Source organism: Klebsiella sp. MISC125, from assembly GCF_051131775.1.
Taxonomy (GTDB): domain Bacteria; phylum Pseudomonadota; class Gammaproteobacteria; order Enterobacterales; family Enterobacteriaceae; genus Klebsiella.
Genome location: NZ_CP180448.1, coordinates 1,377,154 through 1,401,093 on the forward strand (window position 1 = coordinate 1,377,154; position 23,940 = coordinate 1,401,093).

Below are 23,940 nucleotides of genomic sequence, written 5' to 3' on the forward strand. Positions count from 1 at the left end.
CGTTTTAGTGTGGTCAATCCATACTGCTAGTTCATTGAATGACAGAAGGAACTGACTCATGAAGATTGTAACTTCATCCCGTATCCCTGATTTACATCATGGTTCTGGCGCTGCTGTTGAAAGCTTAAGGTCATTGATGACCGCCATGGGTATCAATAAATTCTCTGGAGTGAACGTTCCAGAGCAGGAGTATATTCTTTTTGTATTAAAAGAACATGAGCCTGAGGGGCTACTTACTCGTGAATTAGCTGACAGATGTGAAATGTCAATATATAAAGTCAGACATTTGTTGCTGCCTTTGGAGAAGTATGGTCAGGTGAACAGAATAAAAATCAAAAAACATCATAAGTGGTATATTTATAATAAACATATTGATTGAGAGTCATACTAACAAGAGGCCTGTAAATTTGCAATAAACACAGGCCTTTTAGATGCCTTTTTCAATCTTTTAATGTTTTTTTAGAATTAATATCTCGCAAATAATGGAGAATATTCTTAACGAAGTGATATACCACTTCTTAAATAGAGCGTTTTGCATTTCATATGTTGATAAGTATTTATCACTAATGTTGGGTAATTCTCATTCGTTAATTTTATCCGGCAAGCGGTGGCAGGCGAGCGCTCGATCGTTTTGTTGATGAAATGATGCTTTTGTTTCTAAGTTGTTGCTTTTGTGGCGTGGCAATCTGATTCAATCAACGTCGAGGGGTAATTTGGCTAAGAAGTCGCATAAGAAAAAGAATGCAATATTATCTAAGGCCATTGTTATTCCGTACCCACTTCAGTTCACTGACGCTATCATGTTCGCTTTAGCACTCCCTGCCTGGAGTTTTCCATAAAAGAGAAAATAGTGTGATCCAGTTCAATAATATCTTATGTGAGATAAATATTTCCCGACTGCTTATATTGGATACCGTTGCGTATGAGCATGCGTAAAGCACGGTGATGACTGGTGTCCAGTATACTGGACTAAATTCCCATATTATGGGAGGTACGTTAGTTAACTGAGCCAGAGTGCAGGGCAATTGAGGTGTTATTTGATATGAAATAATAAAAAGTCCGTATCAGTCACGTTACTGTGGGGCCAAATATTATGGTTATCAAACACTCAGCTTGAAGGGAGCACAAAATGGCTTACAGAATGATTTTAAACGAAACCTCTTATTTTGGTGCGGGATCGATTAGCTGCATTGTCGATGAAGTCAAAAAGCGCGGCTTTAAAAAAGCGCTGGTGGTTACTGATAAAGATCTGATCCGCTTTAAGGTCGCGACAAAGGTATTCGATATCCTCGACAGCGCTGGCCTGGCCTACAGCGTCTTTGATAGCGTGATTCCTAACCCGACCATTGAAGTTGTACAGCAGGGCGTTGAAGCGTTTAAACAATCGGGTGCAGATTATCTGATCGCCATCGGCGGCGGTTCCCCGCAGGATACCTGCAAGGCAGTAGGGATTATCATTAATAACCCTGAATTCGCCGATGTTCGTAGCCTGGAGGGAGGAGCCGACACCAAAAATGCCGCAGTGCCGATGATTGCGATCCCAACCACCGCCGGTACGGCTGCTGAAGTGACCATCAACTACGTCATCACTGACGTACAAAATCGCCGCAAGTTTGTTTGCTATGACCCGCACGATATCCCGGTTGTGGCGATTATCGATGCCGAAATGATGGCCAGCATGCCTGCCAGCCTGAAGGCGGCGACCGGCGTCGATGCGCTGACTCACGCGATCGAAGGTTATATCACTAAAGGCGCATGGGAATTAACCGACATGCTGCATCTGAAGGCTATCGAAGTGATTGGCCGCTCGCTGCGCGCCTCAGTGCAGGGCGATGCTCAGGGCGCGGAAGGAATGGCGCTGGGGCAATATATTGCCGGAATGGGCTTCTCTAACGTCGGACTGGGGCTGGTTCACGGCATGGCGCACCCGTTGGGCGCTTTCTACGGTACACCGCATGGTGTCGCCAACGCAGTGCTGTTGCCACATCTTATGGCTTACAACGCTGAATTTACCGGTGAGAAGTATCGCGACATTGCGGTGGCTCTGGGAAATAAACAGGCGGCGACCCTACCGATTGCCGAAGCGCGTAAGGCAGCCGTTGAGGCCGTGGCGCAGCTTAACCGCGACGTTAATATCCCGGCGCGTCTGCGCGATGTGGGGATGAAAGAGGAGGATATCGATGCCCTCGCCGCCGCCGCGCTGGCGGATGTGTGCACTGGCGGTAACCCGCGCGATACGAATCTGGAAGAGATTAAAGCGCTGTATCGGGCGATTTTCTAAGGTAGCAATCTCAACCGTAGCCGGTAGAACTCTCTATAGGCTACGGTGTTATTTAGGCTGGGCGTGTGCGCTATATCCGCACTCGTTTACACCCAGACATCAATCTCTATCTGTTTTAGCTTTAATCTTGTCAATGGCGGTGACGTTTTCCGACATCGCTTCATTAAGGACCTTCACCGCCGTGCTGGCATCGCGATTTTTAATCGACATATAGACTTTGATATGGGCTTCCACGCTCTCAAGGGTAATACCCAGCGCGCGGTTAAGTTCTTCAAGGTAGTAGTAATAAATATCTTTGATGGAATTCATTACGTTATAAAAGACGCTATTGTGCGATGCCCTGACAATCGCCAAATGGAACGCGTAATCCGCTTCAGAATATTTTTTGTAGTCACCCTTGTTGATGAGCATATTGTTGAGCGCTTGCTCAAGCTGGAGGATATCTTCATCGGTGGCATGAGTGACGGCCAACTCCACGCATTTGAACTCCACGGTCTGGCGGAAGATCATCATATCGTGAAATTCTTCGCGGCTAAGATGCATGATAGGGCGAGGATCGTTGCTCAGCATCTGCGGTGTGAAGTGATCGCTAACGTAGCTGCCGCTCCCCTGGCGGGTGACGACAATGCCGAGATCGCGAAAGCGCTGGACCGCACTGCGCACGCTGACCCGGCTAACGTTAAAGGACGTGCTCAGCTCCGCTTCAGATGGCAGGCGGCTACCCGGCGGCCAGCTACCATCCAGCAGCTTTGCGCTAATCTGATCATAAATTTCATTTACAACATTCTGTTTTTGAATGGATTTTATGCTCAAGATCGCTGTCCGTGTGAGTTATAAAGCGTCAGCCAATATACCATTTTTAAAAACAAAGCGCCCGTTCGGGCGCCTAATATTAACAGGTCTGAACTTTTGTGCTGCTGGACTCTTTACTGGTGAAAGCCGTGACTGATGTCAGTAAAACTGCCAGGACAAGCGAGCTGCCCATAAAAATGTAAGAGGCGCCTGGACCACCGGTCAAACCATTGAGGTAGCCGACAATCCATGAACCAACGAACGAGCCAAGCGCACCGAAACTGACGATAAACGCCATCGCTCCAGCCATCACATTCCTTGGGATCATGTCAGGTATTGCTGCAAAAAATGGACCGTATGGCGTATACATCGCCCCACCCGCAATCATCAGTAGCACATAGGATAACCAGAAGTTGGAGGTACCGATGGTAAAGGAACCGATAAAGCAGATCGCGCCAAGCCCTAAGAAGAGAAGAACAATGATTTTACGATTCAGAAATTTATCTGAATACCAGGAAGCACCCAACATTAGTGGAACGGCGAGCAGATAAGGTGCTGCGGATAACCAACCTGTTGCGACAATACTTAGCCCTGATGCTGATTTTAAAATAGACGGAAGCCACATAATGAAACCATACATTCCGATATTCCAGAAAAAATGGATAAAGGAAAGGGAAAGTACTTTACCTGAACGAAAAGCCTCACTGTAGTTTTTAATTTCTTTTATATTAGTTTGCTCAGCGGCAAGTGCAGCTTCAATATCGATTTTTTCTTGTGGCGTTAACCATTTTGCATCAGCAGGGCGATCAACAAAAACAAACCACCATATTGCCGCCCAAATAATTGCGGGTACGCCTTCAATGATGAACATTCCACGCCAGCCGAACGCATCAACAAGATAACCTGACAGAACGGACATCCACAATACGGTAATAGGGTTACCAAGGAACAGAAATGTATTGGCTTTTGAACGTTCTTTCTTAGTAAACCAGTGACTTAGGAAGACAAGCATTGCGGGCATAACGACACTTTCGGCGACACCAAGAAGAAAACGTATCACCGCCAGCGTTTTTACATCATGTACCATGCCAGTCGCTGTTGCTAAAATACCCCACAGGATAAGACTCCAGAATATCAATTTCTTCGCACTACGTTTTTCAGCGTAAATACCTCCTGGAACTTGAAAGAAAAAGTAACCCAGGAAGAATAAAGCGCCAAGTAACGATGATATTCCTGGGGTAATATTGAGGTCTTCTGCCAAACCCGATGCGGCACCAAATCCATAGTTAGCACGATCCAGATAGGCCAAGCTGTAAGTGATAAATGCCAGGGGAATAAGTTTTTTCCAGCGTAAAGGGGCCAGTTTTCTTTGTATTTTATCAATCATAATCTCTATTCCAGAGTAGGTTTTTTATGCATCTTCTGACGGTTATTGAATTGAATCACAGCACTGCCAGCCAACCACCATCGACGTAAATAATCTGTCCGTTGATATAGTCAGAGGCTTTTGATGACAGAAAGACCGCGGTGCCAATTAATTCATCCGGACGGCCCCAGCGCTGTGATGGATTGCTGCTTTTTACCCAGTTGTCGAACTGCTTATCTTCAATCAGCGCAGTATTCATATCGGTCAGAATGTAGCCAGGCCCAATGGCGTTGCTCTGGATATTAAATTGCGCCCATTCGGCTGCCATGGAGCAGGTGAGCATTTTGATCCCGCCTTTTGCCGCCGTGTAGGGGGCCACGGTTGGTCGGGCTGCCTGACTGGTCAGCGAACCGATATTGATAATTTTGCCCCCGGAGTTGCGTGCAATCATCCGTTTTGCGGCGGCACGAGAAACGAGGAAAGCGCTGGTGAGGTTGGTATCAATCACCTTTTGCCACTTTTCCAGCTCCAGATCCACCATCGGCTTACGGTACTGAATACCGGCGTTGTTTATCAAAATGTCGACGTAGATACCCTGTGCATCAAGCTCTGCAAAGGCTTTTTCAATCGCCTCCTCGTTTGTCACGTCAAATGCCACGCCGTGTGCGCGATACCCTTTACTTGCCAACGCATTTACGGACTCGGCCAGCAGCGTGTCGCGAATGTCGTTCAGAACGACCCTGGCACCCGCAGCGGCGAGCCCTTCGGCATAGGCAAATCCCAACCCACGTGCCGATCCGGTGACCAGTGCCGTTTTCCCCGTTAAATCGAATAATGCGCTCATTTCATTTCCTCAGTGGTTTAATTTGTATGACGACTGTCTTATTTAAGGTTGATTTTTTGAATGATAAAAAGCAACATCCTAAAAATAAATTTGCAATACGGATCACAAATACAAGGAGTTGATCATATTGTTATGTTTATATGTGATTGTATTTATTTGTTTTTATTGTGTTTGGCTTCGCTGGCTTGATCGCGATCACAGAATGTAATATTCCAGAGACGCTCACGGATTAAGCGTGATATAACATCGCAAAGTTGTAGGACAACCTACAAATTATGAATCGTCATTCGCTTGCAGCATGGCAGGCAGTTAGTTCGCAAAACTGAGGAGTTAAAGTGAGTAACCTGAAAATCACTAATGTGAAAACGATTCTGACGGCACCGGGTGGCATTGATCTGGCCGTGGTGAAGGTCGAAACCAATGAGCCAGGGCTGTACGGTCTGGGCTGTGCGACATTTACACAGCGTATCTTCGCGGTTAAAAGCGCCATTGATGAGTACATGGCACCTTTTCTCATTGGCAAAGACCCGACGCGTATTGAAGATATTTGGCAGTCTGGCGCGGTCAGCGGCTACTGGCGTAATGGGCCGATTATGAACAACGCGCTATCGGGCGTTGATATGGCGCTGTGGGATATCAAAGGTAAGCTGGCGGGGATGCCGGTTTATGATTTACTGGGCGGTAAATGCCGCGACGGTATTCCTTTGTATTGCCATACCGATGGTGGCGACGAAGTGGAAGTTGAGGACAATATCCGCGCCCGAATGGAGGAGGGATACCAGTACGTACGCTGTCAGATGGGGATGTACGGCGGTGCAGGTACTGATGATCTCAAACTGATTGCGACCCAACTGGCGCGGGCGAAGAATATCCAGCCCAAACGTTCTCCACGGAGCAAAACGCCGGGGATCTATTTTGACCCCGACGCCTATGCGAAAAGCGTTCCCCGCCTGTTTGATCATCTTCGCAACAAGCTGGGATTTGGCATTGAGTTCATTCATGACGTGCATGAACGCGTAACCCCGGTCACCGCGATTAACCTGGCCAAAACGCTTGAGCAATATCAGCTCTTTTATCTTGAAGATCCGGTGGCACCGGAAAATATCGACTGGCTTAAAATGCTTCGCCAACAATCCTCCACGCCGATCTCCATGGGGGAACTGTTTGTGAATGTAAATGAGTGGAAACCGCTGATCGACAACAAGCTTATCGATTACATTCGCTGCCACGTCAGTACCATCGGCGGTATTACGCCAGCGAAGAAACTGGCGGTTTACAGCGAGCTGAACGGCGTGCGTACCGCATGGCACGGGCCTGGCGATATCTCACCGGTCGGCGTCTGCGCGAATATGCATCTTGACCTGAGTTCGCCAAACTTCGGTATTCAGGAGTACACGCCGATGAATGACGCACTGCGCGACGTCTTCCCGGGTTGCCCGGAAATAGACCACGGTTATGCGTATCTGAACGATAAGCCAGGGTTGGGTATTGATATCGATGAAGCCAAAGCGGCGAAGTATCCGTGCGAAGGTGGGATCCCATCCTGGACAATGGCGCGGACACCGGATGGCACCGCTTCAAGACCGTAAGTGGCTAGTACCCACTAAAAGGGCGTAAACGTCTTGCTGACTACGAGCGCCCGCTTGTAATCCCCGGGTCGCGGCTAACGCCTTACCCGGGCTACCTGAGCAGATGAATCAGTAGCCCGGACAGATGCGCAACATCGCCTCCGGGGAAATCGTCAGACCGTACGAATTATGGCACCAAATACACCTGCGGGGCGGCGGTATCCGGGTGCTCGCCCATTCTTACTTCCGCGCCGTACCAGCGGCTAATAATTGGCTGCTGAACCACCTCCTGCGGCGTGCCCTGCGCCACCAGCTTTCCCTGATGCAACAGCAGAATGCGATCGGCCCACAGCGCTGCGAGGTTCAGGTCATGCAGCACCACGCAGACGTGCAGCTGGCTGCTGCGGGTCAGGCGCTTGAGCAGGCGCAGAAGGTGCTGCTGGTAGTACAAATCCAGCGCCGACGTAGGCTCGTCGAGAAACAGCCAGCCCTCAGGCGCGCCATCGCGCCACAGCTGCGCCAGACAGCGTGCCAATTGAACCCGCTGCTGTTCGCCGCCGGAGAGGGAAGGGTAGCGTCTCCCGGCCAGATGATCGCAGCCGGTCTCCTCCATGACCTGACGGATCATCTCCGCGTTCGGCGTGCTGCCCCACGGCGAACGGCCCATGGCGATCACCGTTTCAATCGGCCAGTCGGCATGAAGCTGGGTGCGTTGCAGCATCACCGCCCGGCGGCGGGAGAGTGCGTCTGCTGACCAGGCTTCCAGCGGACGGCCTTCCACCAACCGTTCGCCGCTGTCCGGCGTTAAAAAACCGGTTAACAGGCGCAACAGGGTCGATTTACCCGCGCCGTTGGGGCCAATCAGCGCCGTCATCTCGCCGCCGCGCAACTGGAGAGAGACATCATTAATAATCTGGCGCTTGCCCATGCGCAGCGAAAGCGAACGCGCGCTATAGCGGTTATCCATGCGTTTCTCTCTCCCGGCGGAAAATTAGCCACAGGAACCACGGCGCGCCGAGGACGCTGGTCAACAGACCAACCGGCATCTCGGCGGGTGCGGCGACGGTGCGTGCCAGCGTATCGGCCAGCAGCAGCAAAATTGCGCCACACAGCAGCGAACCGGGGATCAGACCGCGATGGTCCGGCCCCAGCCACATTCGCATCAGATGTGGTACCACCAGGCCAATAAAACCAATAATGCCGCTGATCGCCACAGCCGACGCCACCAGTAGGGCGCTGCACAGCAGCAATAGCCGCTGCAGCGCACGAACGTTAACGCCGAGGTAATGCGCCTCTTCATCACCCAATTGCAGCAGATTAAGGCGTGAAGCCATCGCCCATATCAAGATAGAAGCCGGGATTATCAGCGTGGCCGCCACCAGCAGGGTGGACCACTCCGCCTGGCCGAGGCTGCCCATGCCCCACAAGGAAAGCTGGCGCAATTGGGCATCGTTGCTTATCCACGCCAGCACCCCGACCAGCGCGCTGCAAAGGGCGTTAATCGCGATGCCGACCAGCAGCAGGCGCGAGAGCGAAGCGTCTCCCGCCCGGCTGAGGATAAAAATCACCACCATCACCGCCATACTACCGATAAACGCTGCCAGCATCGGGGCGTACAGCGCCACAAGAACCGGTACCGACAGCGGCAGCACCAGCCAGCAGGCTACCGCCAGCGCCGCACCGCTACTGATACCTAAAAGCCCTGGGTCAGCGAGCGGATTGCGAAACAGCCCCTGCATCACGCAGCCGGAGAGCGCCAGAGCAGCGCCGACCAGCAGCGCCAGCAGCACCCGCGGCAGGCGAATGGTCAGCCAGATGTTTCTCAGGATCTCATCGCCGGAAGGCAGCAGGCTGGCCAGCGGCAGGCGCATCGCCCCAAGGGTAGTAGCAAGTAGCGTCAGGATGACCAACAGCAGCGTCATTAACCACAGATGACGAGTAAGGTGGCAACGCATCAGGGCAGTAACTCCGCTTTTTGCCGTAGCGCGAGTACCGCCTGCGGCGTGCGCGGGCCAAAGCCGAGCAGAGCCATATCATCAATAACCTGCACCTGCTTATTGCGCCCTGCGGGCGTCTGCGCCAGTCCCGGTAGCTTCCACAGTCCGGCTTCACCACCCATACCTTTCAGGCCATCGGCGGAGATCACCACCAGGTCCGGTCGGCTTGCGATAACGCCTTCCTGGGACATGCTGCGATAATGGTCGAAGTCCTGCATCGCATTCTGCAATCCGGCGGCTCGGATGGCTCCATCCGCCGCCGTTTGCTTACCGGCCACCATGGTGTTCATACCGCCGTGGCTGAGGATAAACAGTACTCGCTTGTTAATGGGTTGCGAAGGGATTTGCGCGATCTGCTGGTGGACCTTCTGGCGCAGGGCTTCACCTTCACTCTGTTTACCGAGGGCAGCGGCAATCACGCCAATCTTTTTCTCGATTGCCGGAAAGTCGTAGCCGCCCGGTACGTTGACCACCTTAACCTTGTTCTCTTCGACCTTTTTCAGCACCAGCGAAGGCTGCGCCTGGGCGCTGGCCAGCACCAGCGTCGGGCGTAGAGAAAGGATCCCTTCAGCGTTTAGCTGGCGGATATAGCCGACATCCGGCAGGTTCTGCGCGGCGGCAGGCCAGGTACTGGTGCTGTCTTTCGCCACCAGTTGCTGCTGGGCATCAAGCGCATAAACCACTTCCGTGACGTCGCCGCCGAGAGAGACAATCCGCTCGGCGGCGGCGCTGGCAAACAGCGGAAACGCCATGAGTAACATCAGCCAACGTTTCATGCGATCAGCCCTTCGGTGGTCAAACGGTCGACCTGCGCGCGCCACTGCGCCTGCTCCGGGTGGCCTTCGGTACGTTGACCGTACAGCTGGGCAATCTGCGTGCCGTCTTTGGCAAACAGCTCGACGCTGGTGACGTGACCGTCTGAGGTCGGTTTACGGGTGACCCAAATCTCATCCACGCTGTCCTCGCGCAGATGCAGGGTAAAGGCGGTGTTGAAGATATTCAGCCAGCCGCGCATCGGCGCAACTTTTTCCAGCGCGCCGGTGAAGATCTGCACGCAGCCGCGGTTGCCGACGAAAATCATGATCTCGTTGCCATCCTGATGAATAGTATCCAGCAGGCCCGGCAGCGCCTCTTTCTCGATACGGCAGGCGAGGTCGTCGCTGACCAGACGGAACGCCTGCTGGCGCGACAGGTTATGTTTTCTCAACAGGCCAAAGAACTGGTGGACGTCGGTCATGGCGCGCCATTCGTTTTCCAGCGTCGCGCCGTCGGCAGAATCGGCATATTTCACCGGATCGGCCGGGCGAACGGTCAGCGGAGCGGGGGAATCTTGCGTATGTTCGGCGATCAGCGTATCCCAGACTGCCATGTCCGTGTTCCCGGTGGTGTAAACCTTGAGCAGCGCATCGCCGTGCGGGTCGAAGAACTGAATGCTCTGGCGGCCGTTATCGGTCAGGCGGAAGGCGCTGGCCCACTGGCTGAGGAACAGGCGCAGGTCGAGGGCGCGCGGGTTGAGTACCAGCCCGGCGTGGCCGCTCAGATGCTGGTGGGTAAATTCGCCGACCTGTTCATGCACCGCGTATTCGTTGCGGCAGATACATTTGGTTTCGCCCACGGCTTCCAGCGCCGCCAGAATGGCGCGCGCATCGTCAATCAGACGTACGGCATCGTGGCCGAGGCGAGCTTCGGTCAGCTCAGCTTCGCTAATCCCCATTTCGGCGGCGATATCGCGGGCGTATTTTGCGGAAGATTGCGCTTTTGTGGTCAGATAGCGTTGCCACAGCGGAGCATGTTGCGGTTGGGTGTTTTGCATAATTCACATCCTTCTCGACGATGAGTATCCCCGGCGTGCGGCCGGGGAGCAGGTTTCTTATTATTTGGCCTATCAGAAATCGACGTTAACGCCTAATTGCCAGGTACGCCCAGGCATCACTGACAGCGCTTTATCGTTGGCATCCTGATTGGTTGCCGTTTCGATATTACGGCTGCTCAGATAATCCCAGTATTTACGGTCGGTGATGTTGTACACGCCGCCGTTCACGCGCACGTTCTTCGCCACCTGCCAGTAAGCGGTCCAGTCCAGCATGCCGTAGCCCGGAACGCGCATATATTCGCTGGTCGAATCGGTAATCGCCGAGCCGGTGTTGGTGTAGCTTTCGCGGTTGGTGGTGGTCGCACGTTTGCCCTTAACAAAGGTGGCGGTCAGCGCGGTACCGTACACTTTGGCCGGATCGTCCCATGCCACGCCGACGATAGCCTTCATTGGCGCGACGCTATCGAGGTCGACGTACTTGTCGCCGCTGTAGCTGGATTTCGATTGCCCTTCGCTATAGCCGTAGGCGAGGGTGGCACTCAGGCCGTTAACCTCTTCAAACCAGGTGCCAAAGTTGAATTTGGCGCTGATTTCGCCGCCGTAGATATAGGCTTTATCGCGGTTCTCCGCTTGGTAAATGGTATAGATGTTCGACGGTACGTTAGCGAACTGAACCGGATTATTGGCGCGAGTGTAGCGGGTATAGGCGATAAAATTCTTGTAGCTGTTGTAGAACAGGGCGGTGCGCATAGTGATGCCTTCCGTCACTTCGCCCTTCATCCCCCACTCGAAGTTATCGCTGGTTTCGGTTTTCAGATCGGTGTTGCCGATCAGCGCGTACTGTTGGCGTCCGGCATAGCTTGAACCGAGGTTCCAGGATCCATACAGCTGGCTGGCGTTCGGGAACTGCGCCCCGCGCTGGTACTGCAGGTAAGTCATCAGGCGCGGAGTGATGTCGTACTGGAAGGCCAGCGACGGCAGCGCCTGGGTATCGGAGTTCTTACCGTACAGATTAGAGACGGCAGAGCCGGTCAGCACGCTGCTGTTGTTGGCCAGGTCGGAGACGCTCTCCGGCTTGGTCGACTGATGCACCACGCGAATGCCCGGGATCACCGCGAAGTTATGGCTGTCGAGGTCAAAGTTAATCTTGTCCTGCATGAAGCCTGCAACGATATAGCCTCGGCTGTCGGCGTCCGGCTGCATGATTTCGCTAAAGGCACTCGGGGTTGGCGACTGGGTTAATGGCCGCTGGGTTTTGGTGGTGCTGGCGTTAAAGCCGGCGCTCAGGTCGTGGCGGCCAATGGATTTCGCCAGCGTACTCTGAATACCCCAGGTATCGGTATCGTAGTCGGAGCTTACCGTTTGCATCGCGCGGGTGATGCTGTCCGGCATATAAGTCCAGTCATGGGACTCAGTGTGCTGGTAGTAGACTTTGGTCGACACGCTGTCGATATAGTCGTTCATCGGTGTCCAGTCATCTTTCAGGCTCAGGCCCCAGCGGCGGGTCTGGCTGGTCTGGTTAGAGGTGCCGATAACGCTGTTGCCGCTGGTGTCCCAGGCGTCGTAATGGGTGTGATTAGTTTTATGGTAATAATCGAAGGTGCTGGTCAGCTTATGTTCGTCATTCGGCTGCCAGATCCCGGAGGCCAAAAAGGCGTCGGAGTGCCAGTTGGCCGGGTATGAATCGACGGTCCCGCTGTTATTTTCCGTTTCCTGGCCGTCACGGCGGCTGTAGACGAAGATCCCGCGCAGGGTTTCGTCGCCGCCGGCGACGGTGACGCCGTTGTGCCAGCTGCGGTTCGAGGAATCATAGCCGCTGCGGTAGCCGAAGGCGCTGGTTTTGCCCGGGTGCAGATAGTCATCTGCGGATTTAGGACGGAAGGAGACGTTACCGCCGATGGAGCTGTTGGCGGTTTCGGTCGAGGTGGCCCCGGACTGAATATCGATGCTGCCGTACATGTACGGGTCAATATAGTCGCGGCCCATACCGAAAGTATTGAGTCCCGCGCGGCTGGCGTAGCTGCGCCCGGTGGCGTTCGGCTGAGCGATGCCGTCGACGTCGATACCGACGCGGTTGCTCTCCATGCCGCGAATGTTGTAGCCGGTATAGCCGCCCCGGTCGAAGCCGCTTTTGCCGTTGCCGGAACCGCCGCTGGCGCCAGTCGCGCCAATCAACGGTTCGTAGCGCATGATGGAGCCAAAGTCGTTGGCCCCTTTATCCTGTAGTTCCTGAGCGCTGATGGAATGCTCGCTGCCCGCTTTCAGCACGGGGGCTGGCGCGGTCACGGTCATCTGTTCTGAACTATCGTCGGATGATGAATTGTTGGTGGTATCAGCCGCCCCGGCGGAGGTCTGATAGATTGCTGCAAGCAAAGAAGTCACCAGCAGGCTTTTCTTGAACCATGCTGTTGATTGAGTGGAGTTATACATAGTAGCCACGCCTTGATAATTATTAGTATCGGCTCACGCGTTACTTCCAGAGTGCAGGTGTGTCCCGTTATTCCGTTACTGGACGTTTTTTACTCCATGCTTATTGATTGCGAATGGTAATGATAGGTATTATCGTTTGCAACAAAATAATCATTTATTCCTCAATTAATCTGCAAGTTGTTTACAATTCATCCTTTTATTGACAGTGAGAAACCGATGAGTCACAAAGCCGCTATTACCATTACCTACTGTTCGCAGTGCAACTGGATGCTGCGCGCCAGCTGGATGGCCCAGGAACTACTGCATAGTTTCAGCACCGATATTGGCTCAGTGACCCTGGTGCCGGGAACCGGGGGGATCTTCGTGGTGACCGTTGACGATGTGCAAATTTGGGAGCGCAAGCAGGATGGTGGTTTCCCCGATGCGGCGGAGCTGAAGCGTCGGGTTCGCGACGTTTGCTTCCCGGAGAAACCTCTGGGGCACGTGGACAAGCCGGCATAATCCTCAGGAGGTAACCGGCTGCGCCGCACTCTTTAAAGGTGTATTATTAACGCATCTTTATCGATGAGGAACAGGCGATGGCGGGCAAACGTATTGCGCGGGAAAAAAAGACCATTAGCAGCATGATTACGCTCTACCAGCGCCGCTGCCCGGATGCTCATGAAGATGCGGAACATTATCAGGCGCTTAACGCCTACGCCGATAAGCGCCTGGATAAGTGCGTATTTGGTGAAGAAAAGCCCGCCTGCAAGCAGTGTCCGGTGCACTGCTACCAGGCAGCCAAACGCGAAGAGATGAAGCAGATTATGCGCTGGGCGGGGCCACGGATGCTCTGGCGGCACCCGATTTTGACCATTCGCCATTTGATTGATGACAGGCGCCCGGTGCCGGAGTTACCGGAAAAATACCGACCCAAAAAATAGCGACTTTTCCCCGGAGGCGATGCTGCGCATCTGTCCGGGCTACGTCCTGGGGTAGAGGTAGCCCGGACAGGCGCAACGCGCCGCCTCCGGGAAGAATGCCAGCCAGGTAGCCCGAGTAAGGCGCTAGCCGCGACCCGGGGCCTCGTCGGAATCGGCTTGGGTTTGACTATCGCGAACCGATGTACAGACAAACGCGATAATAAACAACAGGGTAAACAACACTACGATGGTCGGTGCCGGGGCGCTGTCGAGATAAAACGACAACCACACGCCGCCCAGCGAACAGCTCACCGCAATCGCCACCGCCAGCAGCAGGGCGCTGACAAACCGCCGCGTCAGCAGCAGCGCGATCGCCCCCGGGGCTATTAGCAGCGAAATCGACAAAATAATCCCCACAGCTTTTAGCGTCGCCACAATGGTCAGCGCAATCATGCACAGCAGCCCGTAATGCAGCAGCCCGCAGCGCAAACCGCTGGCTTTCGCCTGGTTCGGGTCGAAGGCGTGCAGCAGAAAATCGCGCCACTTCAGGCCGATAATCAGCGCGATCGCCAGCGCAATCAGCGACGTTTGCACAATGTCGCTGGCGGAAATACCCAGCATGTCGCCAAACAGAATATGGTCGAGATGCACCTCCGACTGAATCGACACGTACAGCACCAGCCCTGCGCCAAACATCCCGGAAAACACAATCCCCATAATCGTATCGCGCTTGATGCGGCTGTTATCGTCGAGATAACCGGTGGCGATGGCGCAGAATAGCCCGGCGATAAACGCGCCGATAGCGAACGGGATGCCGATGATATACGCCACCACCACGCCCGGAAAAACCGCGTGACTCATGGCGTCGCCCATCAGCGCCCAGCCTTTTAACACCAAAAATACCGACAGCAGCGCGCAGGGAATGGCAACGATAATCGCCACCAGCATGGCGTTAATCATAAAAGAGAACTGGAACGGTTCGAGCAGAGCGGTCAGCATGTGGCCTCCCTGGCGCGGCGACGGCTGGCGAGCAGGCCGTGCTTCGGCGCGAAAACGAAAGCGACTAAAAACAGCAGCGTCTGGGCCACAACGATAATCCCGCCGGTTGCCCCGTCCAGATAGTAACTCAGCCACGCGCCGAAAAAGCTGGTCAGGCTGCCGATAGCCACGGCGATCGCCAGCAGGCGCGGAAAGCGGTCGGTCAGCAGCCAGGCAGTGGCGCCGGGCGTGACGACCAGGCAAATCACCAGAAATGCGCCGACGGTTTGCAATGCCGCGACGGTACAGGCCGCCAGCAGGGTGAAAAACAGCAGCTTCAGCCCGGTGGTGTTCAGGCCAATCGAGCGGGCGTGGTTCTCATCGAAAAAGGTCACCATCAGGTCTTTCCACTTCAGCAGCAGAATCGCCATCGAAATAAAGCCAATTGCTGCCAGCTGAATAATATCCTCCGGGGCAATGGCCAAAATATTGCCAAGAATAATGGTCTGGATATTCACCGAGGTCGGGTTAAGCGACACCATAAACAGGCCGATACCGAAAAATGAAGAGAAGATCAGGCCGATAATCGCGTCTTCCTTCAGCTTCGAGCGCTGGTTAAGAAACAGCATGCTGCCTGCCGCCAGCCCGCCGGAAAGAAACGCCCCCAGCGCGAAGGGCAGGCCGAGCATATAAGCGCCCGCCACGCCGGGTACGATGGAGTGGGAGAGGGCATCGCCAATCAGCGACCAGCCCTTGAGCATCAGATAGCAGGAGAGAAATGCGCACACCCCGCCCACCAGCGCCGAAACCCACATCGCATTGAGCATGTATTGATAACCAAACGGCTCCAGCAGCCAGCTCATCTTTCGCCTCCCGCCGCCCGGCGGCTGATAAACGGGCGCTCATCGTCGGTAATGATCCTCTCTTCCGCCCCGCTCAGCACCACGTGGCGCAGCACGCCGCTAAAGGCGAGTTCGAGGTTTTCGGCGGTAAAGGTGGTTTCCGTCGGGCCGCTAGCCAGCACGGTGCCTTTTACCATCACCGTGTAGTCGCAGAACTCGCTTACCGAACCGAGGTTATGCGTTGAAACCAGCATGGTGCAACCTTCGTCGCGTAGCTCCCGCAGCAAGGTGATAATGCGCGCTTCGGTCTGTACATCGACGCCGGTAAAGGGCTCATCCAGCAGAATGACTTTCCCCTGTTGGGCGATAGCGCGGGCGAGAAACACGCGCTTTTTCTGTCCTCCGGAGAGTTCGCCTATCTGCCGATGGCGATACTCGCTCATGCCGACCCGCTCCAGCGCGGCATCGACAATCTCATGGTCGCGTGGTTTGGCCCGCCGCAGCCAGCCCATATGGCCGTAGCGGCCCATCATCACCACATCTTCCACCAGCACCGGGAAGGACCAGTCCACCTCTTCTGACTGCGGAACATAGGCCACGAGGTTCTGGCGCAGGGCGCGGTTAACCGGTTGACCAAGAATGGCGATATCGCCACGGCCCACGCGCACGAAGCCCATCAGCGCTTTAAACAGCGTCGATTTTCCCGAACCGTTCACCCCGACCAGCGCGGCAATTGAGCTGCGCGGGACGCTAAATGAAGCATCGCGCAGGGCGGTATGCCCGTTGCGATAGGTTACGCTGACGTTATTGACCGCGAGGCCCGGCAGCTCGTGACTCATGCCTGTTTCCTTAGTCCGTCATTGATACCCTGGACGATGGTTTCTGTGGTGACGCGCAGCAGGTCGAGGTAGGTTGGAACCGGACCGTCGGCGGCGCTCAGGGAGTCGACGTACAGGACGCCGCCATAGTGGGCACCCGCTTCCCGTGCCACCTGACGTGCGGGTTTATCGGAGATGGTGCTTTCGCTAAAGATAGTCGGGATACGCTCTTTCTTCATGGTGTCGATGGTTTTGCGCACCTGCTGCGGCGTGCCCTGCTGGTCGGCGTTGATCGGCCACAGATAGAGTTCCTGCAGGCCGTTATCGCGGGCCAGATAGGAGAACGCACCTTCGCTAGTCACCAGCCAGCGCTTATCCTGCGGCAGCTTCGCCAGTTCCGCCTTCAGCGGCGCCATGGTCTGGCGGATCTTCTGTTTGTAGGCTTCGGCGTTCTGGCGATAGGTATCGGCATTGACAGGATCGTATTTCACCAGCGCGTCGCGAATATTATCAACATAGATCAGCGCGTTATCCGCCGACATCCAGGCGTGCGGGTTAGGCTTGCCGTTATACGGGCCATCACTGATGCCCATCGGCTGAATCCCGCTGCTGACCACCACTTCCGGCACACCGTTCAGGTGTTGATAAAAACGGGCAAACCACAGCTCAAGGTTCAGGCCGTTGGTGAGGATCAACTGAGCGCCCTGTGCGCGTTTAATATCGCCGGGAGTAGGCTGATATTCATGAATTTCGGCTCCCGGTTTGGTAATTGAGCTGACGTCGGCGGCGTCACCCGCGATGTTCTGCGCCATATCGGCGATCACGGTGAAGGTGGTGATGACTTTGAATTTGTCTTTCGCCTGCGCCGGGGCGATGGCAAGCAGAGCCAGAGTCGCGGCAAACATCAGGTGCTTCAGAGGTGGCAGATGCAGCATAAGGTCCCTCATAATGTTGTGGTTAATTAATCATCATTTATAGCCATTGCTATGTTATATAGCACAAGCTATTTATAAATGAAAATAATTCTTATTTAGATGTGAGGGAAATGATTAGCATGGGAATAAAGCGATATGGGAGGAAGACCCGGTCAGAAGAGAGACCGGGGCAAAGATTAAGATAAATCAGCCACCGACTGGCGTGGGATCAGGCGACCCGTCAGCGTGCGTCCTTCGAAGGAGAAGGTAGGCCGCTCATCGATCAGGCTGCGGATGCGCTGAATGCAGTTTTCCATCAACTGCTCCAGCGGCCAGGAAATGCACGTCAGCGGCGGGTTCAGCAGCGAGGCGAGGGGAGAATCCTCAAGGCTTAGCAGCGAGACCTCCTGCGGCACGGCGACGTTAAATTCGCGCAGCAGACGCATCGCTTCCGCAGCGTAGCGGTCGCGTTTAACGATAATCACCGAATATTTGCTGAAGCTATTAATCAGCGTCAGCAGCGCCTGCTCGACGTTATCGTTGGCCGCCAGCATCAGCTGTCGGTTAAACGGGATAGAGTAGTTTTGCAGAACGTTGCGATAGCCTTCGAGCATCTGGCGGCTGGCGTCATCGCCGTCGTTATCGGTCAGCAGGGCGATATTGCGGTGGCCTTTGCCAATCACGTAGCGGCAGGCGCTCTCGGTGGCAAATGCGTAGTCGTAGCCCTGATTATTCACCCCGGCGACGCTAAACCTGTCGAAGGAGATAACGTTGCGTGGGGTATCGGCAGCGACGGCGCCGAGCACCACTACCGCGACGCACTGACGCTGTAAATCATCAACCACCGCCGCCTGTTCAGCCGCATCCGTCACGTACTGCACGATCAGGTTTTTGTTCAGCCCCTTCAGCGCTAATGACAGCATCGGCAGCAGGCGTGCGCCGCTGCTTTCGTCGTTCGCCGGAATCACCAGCCCCACGTGATTGGATGTCTGACTGGCGAGGTTTTGCGCGGCAAAGCTCGGGCGGTAGTTGAGTTCTTCTACTGCCCGTAAAACGGCCTCGCGGCTCTCTTCGCGCACGCCACGTGTGCCGGTCAGCACGCGGGATACCGTCGCTCGGGAGACATTCGCTAATCTTGAAACATCATCAATGGTTGGCATGGCATTTTCTGTCTGAATATTTTCGCCTAGCTTAGCATATCTGCTGAAAAAAGTGTCTATCGCCAGCGGCCTTCAGCGCTTGCCAGAACTGGCAATCAGCCCGCGCCACCGCCTGCTTTTCTCCCTCTCCCTTTTGGGGAGAGGGCCGGGGTGAGGGGGTAGCTCTACACGTGCAGCGGTCGCCTGCTTTTCTCCCTCTCCCTTTTGGGGAGAGGGCCGGGGTGAGGGGGCAGCTCTACACGTGCAGCGGTCGCGAGCGGTAAATCGCAATCAGCTCGCCGATCAGCTCTTTCGCCAGAATCGAAGTCATCAAATGATCCTGGGCGTGAACCATCACCAGCGTCATTTTGGTCTTTCCCTCGCCCTCGTCGGCTTCAATCAGCTGCGTCTGCACCAGATGCGCCTCGCGGGCAAAATGCGCCGCTTCTTTCATCTTCTCGTCGGCGGCGGCGAAATCGCCCTCTTTCGCGCAGCTCAGCGCTTCGTAGCACAGGCTACGTGACTGCCCGGCGTTGATGATGATACCCATCACCTGGTCTTCTAATTCCATGACAAACCTCTGAATAGTATGAATTATGCGGATTGCGGCGCGCCTTCGGCCTGCGCAACGGCGTTAGCGTGTTCTTGCTCCAGCAGCTGTTTTTCGTAGGCTTTGAGGAACGGCAGATACATCACCATCGCAGTCGCCATACAAATCAGGCACATGATCACCGGGCTAAAGCTCCAGTTCGCCGCCCAGGAGGCACCAATAGGGGCCGGAGTCGTCCACGGCGTCATCGACACCACGCGGCTCACCAGATCCAGCTTCAGCGCGAAGTACGCCAGCGTTGCGTTGATCATCGGTACCAGTACAAACGGCAGGAAGAACAGCGGGTTCATAATGATTGGCGCGCCGAACAGAATCGGTTCGTTGATGTTAAATACGCCTGGTACCACGCCCATACGGCCAATAGTGCGCAGGTGAATAGCCTTGCTGCGCATCAGCATTAGCGCCAGCGGCAGCGTGGAGCCAACGCCGCCAATCAGCAGATAGTGATCCCAGAAACCCTGCACGTAGATATGCGGGATCGCCGTCCCTGCGGCCATCGCCGCCTGGTTGATCGACAGGTTAGCCATCCAGAACGGGTTCATAATCCCGGTGACGATCAGCGCTCCGTGGATCCCGGCAAACCACAACACCTGGCACACCAGTACCGACAGCAGGATCGCTGGTAAGGTATCGGAGGCCGCCACCAGCGGTTTCACCAGCGACATGATCGCTTCCGGAATGATCATCCCCAGTTGCGCTTCAATAAACAGGTTCAACGGGTGCAGCGTCAGCACGATCGCCAACACCGGAATCAGGATTTCAAACGAGCGCGCCACGCCAGCCGGCACTTCCGGCGGCAGACGAATGGTAATGTTGTGACGCTTGAGAAAGGCGTACAGTTCGGTGGAGTAAATCGCCACCAGAATGGCGGTGAAGATCCCCTGACCGGAGAAATAGGCAGTGGAGATCTGCCCATCTTTCAGCGGCGCGGCCACCAGCAGAAACGACATCAGCGACAGCATCCCGGCGGTTAGCGGGTCCAGATTGTGGTGCTTCGCCAGGCTCGCGGCGATTCCGACGGCGATAAACAGCGTCATCACCCCCATGCTGAAATTAAACGGCAGCATCAGCGCGTCGCGATGATCGAGAGAAAATTGCAGCCAGGCGCGGGCAAAGCCCCAGGTGGTATCCGGGGAAAACGGCGGGAAGATGAATACCAGTAAAAACGAGCCGACGATCATAAAGGGCAGGGCGGTAATAAAGCCGTCGCGGATCGAGGTGACATATTTTTGCTGGCCGATCGCCCCCGCCATGGGGGTGATCTTCTGTTCAATTACGGTGATCAACTTAGCGTACAGAGAGCTCATGATCTTTCCTTAGTTTTTGTTATCAATAAGGGAAAGCGCGAAATCCAGTACGGCACCGCCTTTTTGCATGCCGTAATCCATCATGTTGATGGGTTCCACGCGGATCCCGTATTTATCGGCCTGTTTTTGCAGGTCTTTCTGCATGTATTTCACCTGCGGTCCCAGCAGTACCACCTGGTAATGACCGACCTGCTGATCGAATTCCGCGACGCCAAAGGCGTTGATCTCTACCGGCAGCCCGCGCTGCTCGGCTTCGGCGACCATTTTTTTCACCAGCAGGCTGGTGGACATGCCCGCAGAACAACACAACATTATCTTTTTCATAAACCGCTCCTGATGAGTTGGATGTGCCGACTATAGTCATAGTGGATATAAAACGGAAAGCGCTTTCCGTTTGTGGATTTATTTATTGTGACCACGATCACCTATGGCGGGCTTTTACTTTACTCAGGAGTGCGCGATCATCCCGGCGATAAAACTATTCCTATAAGGCAGGACTATGAACATTCAGTTGATGAATGTTGTCGTCGATATCATCGAACAGCGGCTGGCGCCGCTGGCCAACGTTCTGACGCGCAATAACCACATTACGGCGATGCGCGACAGCTTTGCGCTGGCGATGCCGTTTGTGATTGTCGGAAGTTTGCTGGTGCCAATTTTGTTTCCGCCCGTTTCCATTGACGGCGCATCGGCTTTCGGCCAGTTCTATCTCCAGCTGCGGCCCATTCTGCTGCCGACCTTCGAACTCACCATCGGGCTGGTGGCGCTGATTGTGGCCTTCGGTGCCAGCGCCAGCCTTGCCAAGCAGTACCGGCTGCCGGAGCGGCTCTGCGGGTTAACCGGCTGTCTGGCTTTTTTGCTGTTTATCGGCTTTCGTGATAACGGGGCGACTAATATTTTTCTCGGCGGGATGGGGATTTTTACCGCGCTGATTTCAAGCACCTACTCGATTGAAATTATCCGTTTTTTCTACAAGAAAGGCTGGTGTATCCGTCTGCCGGAAGAGGTGCCGGTGATGACCCGCAACGGTTTCCAACTGCTGATCCCGCTGCTGGTGGTAATGCTCTCTATCAGCGTTATCAATGCGTTACTGTTGCAAAGCACCGGGCGCATTTTACCGGAACTGATTAGCGAAGCGGTACGCCCGCTGGTGGTGGCCTCCGATACGCTAACAGCGGTATTAATCTCGTTATTTATCTGTAATTTACTTTGGTTTGTTGGTATTCACGGCGCGCTGATTATCACCGGGATTATGAACCCGTTCTGGATGACCTATCTGTTTGAAAACCAGCAGGCGCTGGCCACCGGTTCCGCCACTCTGCCGCATATCTACCTCCAGGGATTCTGGGATTTTTACTTGCTGATTGGCGGTATCGGCTCCACCCTGCCGCTGGTCTTTATGGCGATGCGCAGCCGTTCGCGGCAGCTAAAAAGCGTGGGAAAAATTGGCCTGTTGCCTTCGCTTTTTAATATCAACGAGCCGATATTATTTGGCTTCCCCATCATCATGAACCCGGTTTTTCTGCTGCCGTTTATTTTTGTTCCGCTGATAAATGCCTGTATCGCCTGGTATTTAACTCAGCTTGGGATTCTCGACCGGGCGGTGGCGATGCTGCCGTGGTCGATGCCGTCGCCGCTCGGCGCGGCCTGGTCAGCCAACGGTAGCTGGAAAAATTTATGTATGTGCCTGTTCGCTATTTTTAACGCGTGGATGCTCTATCGCCCGTTCTTCAAAGTCTACGAACGCCAGCTCGCCGACGCCGAACGCTAAGCTTTTCCCCTGCCTGAATCGGCCCGCCGCGTGCGGGCTTTTTTATTTCCGCCTGGTTATGTGAACTTCATCACGAATATTTGCCCTCTATCGTCAAATTTGTGAACTCATCCGGCAATTACGGAAAGCGCTTTCCGTTAATGGATGTACATTTCCGTTTTTGATCCGTAAATTTCCTTCCGTTCTCAGGCAGTGTTAATAAAAAAATAACCAAGGAAAAAAAATGATCAGGCTAAATCATTCAATACCTCTGTCTTTACTCGCCCTCATGGTGATGAGCGACTGCGCCAGCGCCGAGCAGAAATACGATTTCATGCTCCATGGCTATATCCGTTCGGGGATCCTCGCTAACTCCGATGGCAACCGCGCCGACTCCGTTGGCCTGATGCCGGACGGCAAATGGCGTCTGGGCAACGAAGAGGACACCAAGATCGAACTGATCCCGACGGTGACGTTAACCTCAGACAGCGGCGTAGTGGCGAAAGTCCAGGCCAACATCACCCACCAGTCAAAATGTACCTCTGACTGGAACTGTCAGGATGATGACGGGCATGATGTTCAGTTCCGCGAAGGCTTTGCCGAGCTGTCGAATCTCGACTTCGCCCCGGAAATGACCTTCTGGGCCGGTAAGCGCTACAGCAGCTCTAACACCTCCAGCCACCAGTTTGACTGGGAGTACATTCAGTACAACGGTACCGGCGGCGGCTTCGATAACATGGATCTCGGCTTCGCCCGCTTCGACGCCGGGGTTTACGCCTTCTCGCCGACGGACGAAACCAAAGCCTACCCGGTCGATAAAGGCGATCAGGGTTATCCGGATGACTACTCGCTCAACCTGTGGTTGAAAAAGATCGGCGGCACCGGCTTCGATCTGGAGCTGATTGGTCACCACATGAACCGCAACGAGAATCACCCGACCTCGGCGGAAAAGGGCTACGGCGTGACCGGGGTCTACAACTTTGACGGTTTTTACGGCCTGACCGGCGGCTACTCTCGCGTGGTCTTCCAGTACGGGCGCGGCCTGGCGGCAGGGGACTCGCTGGGTAAAAACGGCTGGGGTTGGGCTAACCTCGAAGACACCCAATCCTGGCGCGTGGTGCTGGACAACATGGCTTCCCTGGGCGACTGGGAAATATCGACTTTCGCTTATTACCAGAAAGACAAAAACTACCGCTGGTGGACGGAAGATGCCGACGGCTGGGGACGCTCCAGCTGGGTGGCCGGGATCCGTCCGTACCAGCAGATCACCAAAAACTTCGCCATGCAGTATGAACTGGGCTACGAATATCTCGACGATAAAAACTACAAAGGCGTAGACGGCAAAGGCAAAGGCGGTCTGACCAAAATCACCGTTGCGCCGACCCTGACCTTTGACTCCGGCTTCTGGACTCGCCCACAGCTGCGCTTCTTCGTTACCTACGCCAAGTGGGACAAAGGTGTCTCCGATGCGCTGGATGGCAACTACGACTGGAGCACCAATACCATTTCCGCAGGCGGCTACTCGCGTAGCGGTGACACCGACACGCTGAACTTTGGCGTGCAGGCCGAAGTCTGGTTCTAAGGAGAGA

At 54.6% G+C, this 23,940-nt stretch carries 23 protein-coding genes; 7 read left to right on the forward strand and 16 right to left on the reverse strand.

Features of this window, described 5'->3' with window-relative positions; all coding sequences use genetic code 11:
* The first annotated feature begins 58 nt into the window (after nt 1-58).
* Nucleotides 59-379: a FaeA/PapI family transcriptional regulator gene (locus ACMYSL_RS06555; protein WP_181485148.1), complete on the forward strand. Its 321-nt coding sequence runs from the start codon at nt 59-61 to the stop codon at nt 377-379.
* A gap of 750 nt (nt 380-1,129) precedes the next feature.
* Nucleotides 1,130-2,281 (forward strand): lactaldehyde reductase, encoded by a 1,152-nt coding sequence (gene fucO / locus ACMYSL_RS06560; RefSeq protein ID WP_331329337.1) that lies wholly within the window; start codon nt 1,130-1,132, stop codon nt 2,279-2,281.
* Nucleotides 2,282-2,380: 99 nt separating this feature from the next.
* Here the strand turns inward: fucO and ACMYSL_RS06565 are convergent, their stop codons facing one another.
* The 3 genes from ACMYSL_RS06565 to ACMYSL_RS06575 all read right to left on the reverse strand — a co-directional run bounded on the left by ACMYSL_RS06565 (nt 2,381) and on the right by ACMYSL_RS06575 (nt 5,283).
* Complete coding sequence (locus ACMYSL_RS06565; protein WP_182234454.1) at nt 2,381-3,094, reverse strand: FadR/GntR family transcriptional regulator; 714 nt, start codon at nt 3,092-3,094, stop codon at nt 2,381-2,383.
* Between the two features lie 79 nt (nt 3,095-3,173).
* Nucleotides 3,174-4,460 carry an MFS transporter gene (locus ACMYSL_RS06570; protein WP_181485152.1) on the reverse strand — a complete coding sequence of 429 codons (1,287 nt, stop codon included), beginning with the start codon at nt 4,458-4,460 and terminating at the stop codon, nt 3,174-3,176.
* 55 nt (nt 4,461-4,515) lie between these two features.
* The gene (locus ACMYSL_RS06575; RefSeq protein WP_434661873.1) at nt 4,516-5,283 is read right to left on the reverse strand and encodes an SDR family oxidoreductase; all 768 of its coding nucleotides are present in this window, start codon (nt 5,281-5,283) and stop codon (nt 4,516-4,518) included.
* A gap of 335 nt (nt 5,284-5,618) precedes the next feature.
* On the opposite strand from ACMYSL_RS06575, the gene ACMYSL_RS06580 reads away from it, so the two are divergent.
* Nucleotides 5,619-6,872, forward strand: a complete 1,254-nt coding sequence (locus ACMYSL_RS06580; protein WP_015057125.1) for an enolase C-terminal domain-like protein — start codon at nt 5,619-5,621, stop codon at nt 6,870-6,872.
* Nucleotides 6,873-7,038: 166 nt separating this feature from the next.
* On the opposite strand, the gene ACMYSL_RS06585 is transcribed toward ACMYSL_RS06580, so the two are convergent.
* The 5 genes from ACMYSL_RS06585 to ACMYSL_RS06605 form a co-directional block, all read right to left on the reverse strand.
* Nucleotides 7,039-7,818 carry a heme ABC transporter ATP-binding protein gene (locus ACMYSL_RS06585; protein ID WP_142514924.1) on the reverse strand — a complete coding sequence of 260 codons (780 nt, stop codon included), beginning with the start codon at nt 7,816-7,818 and terminating at the stop codon, nt 7,039-7,041.
* Complete coding sequence (locus ACMYSL_RS06590) at nt 7,811-8,806, reverse strand: FecCD family ABC transporter permease (RefSeq protein WP_142463398.1); 996 nt, start codon at nt 8,804-8,806, stop codon at nt 7,811-7,813. The genes ACMYSL_RS06585 and ACMYSL_RS06590 overlap by 8 nt, the downstream gene beginning before the upstream one ends.
* Nucleotides 8,806-9,624, reverse strand: a complete 819-nt coding sequence (locus ACMYSL_RS06595) for a heme/hemin ABC transporter substrate-binding protein (protein WP_434661876.1) — start codon at nt 9,622-9,624, stop codon at nt 8,806-8,808. The genes ACMYSL_RS06590 and ACMYSL_RS06595 overlap by 1 nt, the downstream gene beginning before the upstream one ends.
* Nucleotides 9,621-10,661: a hemin-degrading factor gene (locus ACMYSL_RS06600; RefSeq protein WP_434661878.1), complete on the reverse strand. Its 1,041-nt coding sequence runs from the start codon at nt 10,659-10,661 to the stop codon at nt 9,621-9,623. The genes ACMYSL_RS06595 and ACMYSL_RS06600 overlap by 4 nt, the downstream gene beginning before the upstream one ends.
* Before the next feature lie 72 nt (nt 10,662-10,733).
* Nucleotides 10,734-13,091 (reverse strand): TonB-dependent receptor domain-containing protein, encoded by a 2,358-nt coding sequence (locus ACMYSL_RS06605; RefSeq protein WP_434661880.1) that lies wholly within the window; start codon nt 13,089-13,091, stop codon nt 10,734-10,736.
* 216 nt (nt 13,092-13,307) lie between these two features.
* On the opposite strand from ACMYSL_RS06605, the gene ACMYSL_RS06610 reads away from it, so the two are divergent.
* Entirely contained in the window at nt 13,308-13,592 is a 285-nt protein-coding gene (locus tag ACMYSL_RS06610; protein ID WP_110275799.1) for a SelT/SelW/SelH family protein, read from the forward strand.
* Between the two features lie 77 nt (nt 13,593-13,669).
* Nucleotides 13,670-14,014, forward strand: coding sequence for a nitrous oxide-stimulated promoter family protein (locus ACMYSL_RS06615; protein ID WP_434661883.1), 345 nt, complete (start codon nt 13,670-13,672; stop codon nt 14,012-14,014).
* A gap of 123 nt (nt 14,015-14,137) precedes the next feature.
* On the opposite strand, the gene sitD is transcribed toward ACMYSL_RS06615, so the two are convergent.
* From sitD to ACMYSL_RS06655, 8 genes are all read right to left on the reverse strand, one after another.
* Nucleotides 14,138-14,992, reverse strand: coding sequence for an iron/manganese ABC transporter permease subunit SitD (sitD, locus tag ACMYSL_RS06620; RefSeq protein WP_434661885.1), 855 nt, complete (start codon nt 14,990-14,992; stop codon nt 14,138-14,140).
* Nucleotides 14,986-15,834 carry an iron/manganese ABC transporter permease subunit SitC gene (sitC, locus tag ACMYSL_RS06625; RefSeq protein WP_181485161.1) on the reverse strand — a complete coding sequence of 283 codons (849 nt, stop codon included), beginning with the start codon at nt 15,832-15,834 and terminating at the stop codon, nt 14,986-14,988. The genes sitD and sitC overlap by 7 nt, the downstream gene beginning before the upstream one ends.
* Nucleotides 15,831-16,652 carry a manganese/iron ABC transporter ATP-binding protein gene (locus ACMYSL_RS06630; RefSeq protein WP_304253083.1) on the reverse strand — a complete coding sequence of 274 codons (822 nt, stop codon included), beginning with the start codon at nt 16,650-16,652 and terminating at the stop codon, nt 15,831-15,833. Before ACMYSL_RS06630 ends, sitC begins: the two co-directional genes overlap by 4 nt.
* The gene (locus ACMYSL_RS06635; protein WP_434661888.1) at nt 16,649-17,566 is read right to left on the reverse strand and encodes a metal ABC transporter substrate-binding protein; all 918 of its coding nucleotides are present in this window, start codon (nt 17,564-17,566) and stop codon (nt 16,649-16,651) included. Before ACMYSL_RS06635 ends, ACMYSL_RS06630 begins: the two co-directional genes overlap by 4 nt.
* 176 nt (nt 17,567-17,742) lie before the next feature.
* On the reverse strand, nt 17,743-18,705 hold the full coding sequence (locus ACMYSL_RS06640) for a LacI family DNA-binding transcriptional regulator (protein ID WP_182234434.1): 963 nt from the start codon (nt 18,703-18,705) through the stop codon (nt 17,743-17,745).
* A 235-nt stretch (nt 18,706-18,940) separates the two neighbouring features.
* Nucleotides 18,941-19,255 carry a PTS lactose/cellobiose transporter subunit IIA gene (locus ACMYSL_RS06645; RefSeq protein ID WP_434661890.1) on the reverse strand — a complete coding sequence of 105 codons (315 nt, stop codon included), beginning with the start codon at nt 19,253-19,255 and terminating at the stop codon, nt 18,941-18,943.
* Between the two features lie 23 nt (nt 19,256-19,278).
* Nucleotides 19,279-20,601 carry a PTS sugar transporter subunit IIC gene (locus ACMYSL_RS06650; RefSeq protein ID WP_434661892.1) on the reverse strand — a complete coding sequence of 441 codons (1,323 nt, stop codon included), beginning with the start codon at nt 20,599-20,601 and terminating at the stop codon, nt 19,279-19,281.
* 9 nt (nt 20,602-20,610) lie between these two features.
* Nucleotides 20,611-20,925: a PTS sugar transporter subunit IIB gene (locus ACMYSL_RS06655; protein ID WP_182234430.1), complete on the reverse strand. Its 315-nt coding sequence runs from the start codon at nt 20,923-20,925 to the stop codon at nt 20,611-20,613.
* Nucleotides 20,926-21,100: 175 nt separating this feature from the next.
* Here ACMYSL_RS06655 and ACMYSL_RS06660 point away from each other — a divergent pair, with 175 nt between their 5' ends.
* Complete coding sequence (locus ACMYSL_RS06660; protein WP_434661894.1) at nt 21,101-22,372, forward strand: PTS sugar transporter subunit IIC; 1,272 nt, start codon at nt 21,101-21,103, stop codon at nt 22,370-22,372.
* A gap of 223 nt (nt 22,373-22,595) precedes the next feature.
* Nucleotides 22,596-23,933 (forward strand): maltoporin, encoded by a 1,338-nt coding sequence (locus ACMYSL_RS06665; protein WP_434661896.1) that lies wholly within the window; start codon nt 22,596-22,598, stop codon nt 23,931-23,933.
* Nucleotides 23,934-23,940: the final 7 nt, after the last annotated feature.

Bases quoted from the DNA above. Each gene is read 5' to 3' on its own strand.
- ACMYSL_RS06630 (WP_304253083.1), bottom strand. From the start codon at position 16,652: ATGAGTCACGAGCTGCCGGGCCTCGCGGTCAATAACGTCAGCGTAACC.
- ACMYSL_RS06600 (WP_434661878.1), bottom strand. From the start codon at position 10,661: ATGCAAAACACCCAACCGCAACATGCTCCGCTGTGGCAACGCTATCTG.
- ACMYSL_RS06655 (WP_182234430.1), bottom strand. From the start codon at position 20,925: ATGAAAAAGATAATGTTGTGTTGTTCTGCGGGCATGTCCACCAGCCTG.
- ACMYSL_RS06575 (WP_434661873.1), bottom strand. From the start codon at position 5,283: ATGAGCGCATTATTCGATTTAACGGGGAAAACGGCACTGGTCACCGGA.
- fucO (WP_331329337.1), top strand. From the start codon at position 1,130: ATGGCTTACAGAATGATTTTAAACGAAACCTCTTATTTTGGTGCGGGA.
- sitD (WP_434661885.1), bottom strand. From the start codon at position 14,992: ATGCTGACCGCTCTGCTCGAACCGTTCCAGTTCTCTTTTATGATTAAC.
- ACMYSL_RS06660 (WP_434661894.1), top strand. From the start codon at position 21,101: ATGAACATTCAGTTGATGAATGTTGTCGTCGATATCATCGAACAGCGG.
- ACMYSL_RS06650 (WP_434661892.1), bottom strand. From the start codon at position 20,601: ATGAGCTCTCTGTACGCTAAGTTGATCACCGTAATTGAACAGAAGATC.
- ACMYSL_RS06640 (WP_182234434.1), bottom strand. From the start codon at position 18,705: ATGCCAACCATTGATGATGTTTCAAGATTAGCGAATGTCTCCCGAGCG.
- ACMYSL_RS06595 (WP_434661876.1), bottom strand. From the start codon at position 9,624: ATGAAACGTTGGCTGATGTTACTCATGGCGTTTCCGCTGTTTGCCAGC.
- ACMYSL_RS06590 (WP_142463398.1), bottom strand. From the start codon at position 8,806: ATGCGTTGCCACCTTACTCGTCATCTGTGGTTAATGACGCTGCTGTTG.
- ACMYSL_RS06610 (WP_110275799.1), top strand. From the start codon at position 13,308: ATGAGTCACAAAGCCGCTATTACCATTACCTACTGTTCGCAGTGCAAC.
- ACMYSL_RS06665 (WP_434661896.1), top strand. From the start codon at position 22,596: ATGATCAGGCTAAATCATTCAATACCTCTGTCTTTACTCGCCCTCATG.
- ACMYSL_RS06570 (WP_181485152.1), bottom strand. From the start codon at position 4,460: ATGATTGATAAAATACAAAGAAAACTGGCCCCTTTACGCTGGAAAAAA.
- ACMYSL_RS06585 (WP_142514924.1), bottom strand. From the start codon at position 7,818: ATGGATAACCGCTATAGCGCGCGTTCGCTTTCGCTGCGCATGGGCAAG.
- ACMYSL_RS06615 (WP_434661883.1), top strand. From the start codon at position 13,670: ATGGCGGGCAAACGTATTGCGCGGGAAAAAAAGACCATTAGCAGCATG.
- ACMYSL_RS06555 (WP_181485148.1), top strand. From the start codon at position 59: ATGAAGATTGTAACTTCATCCCGTATCCCTGATTTACATCATGGTTCT.
- ACMYSL_RS06645 (WP_434661890.1), bottom strand. From the start codon at position 19,255: ATGGAATTAGAAGACCAGGTGATGGGTATCATCATCAACGCCGGGCAG.
- sitC (WP_181485161.1), bottom strand. From the start codon at position 15,834: ATGAGCTGGCTGCTGGAGCCGTTTGGTTATCAATACATGCTCAATGCG.
- ACMYSL_RS06635 (WP_434661888.1), bottom strand. From the start codon at position 17,566: ATGCTGCATCTGCCACCTCTGAAGCACCTGATGTTTGCCGCGACTCTG.
- ACMYSL_RS06605 (WP_434661880.1), bottom strand. From the start codon at position 13,091: ATGTATAACTCCACTCAATCAACAGCATGGTTCAAGAAAAGCCTGCTG.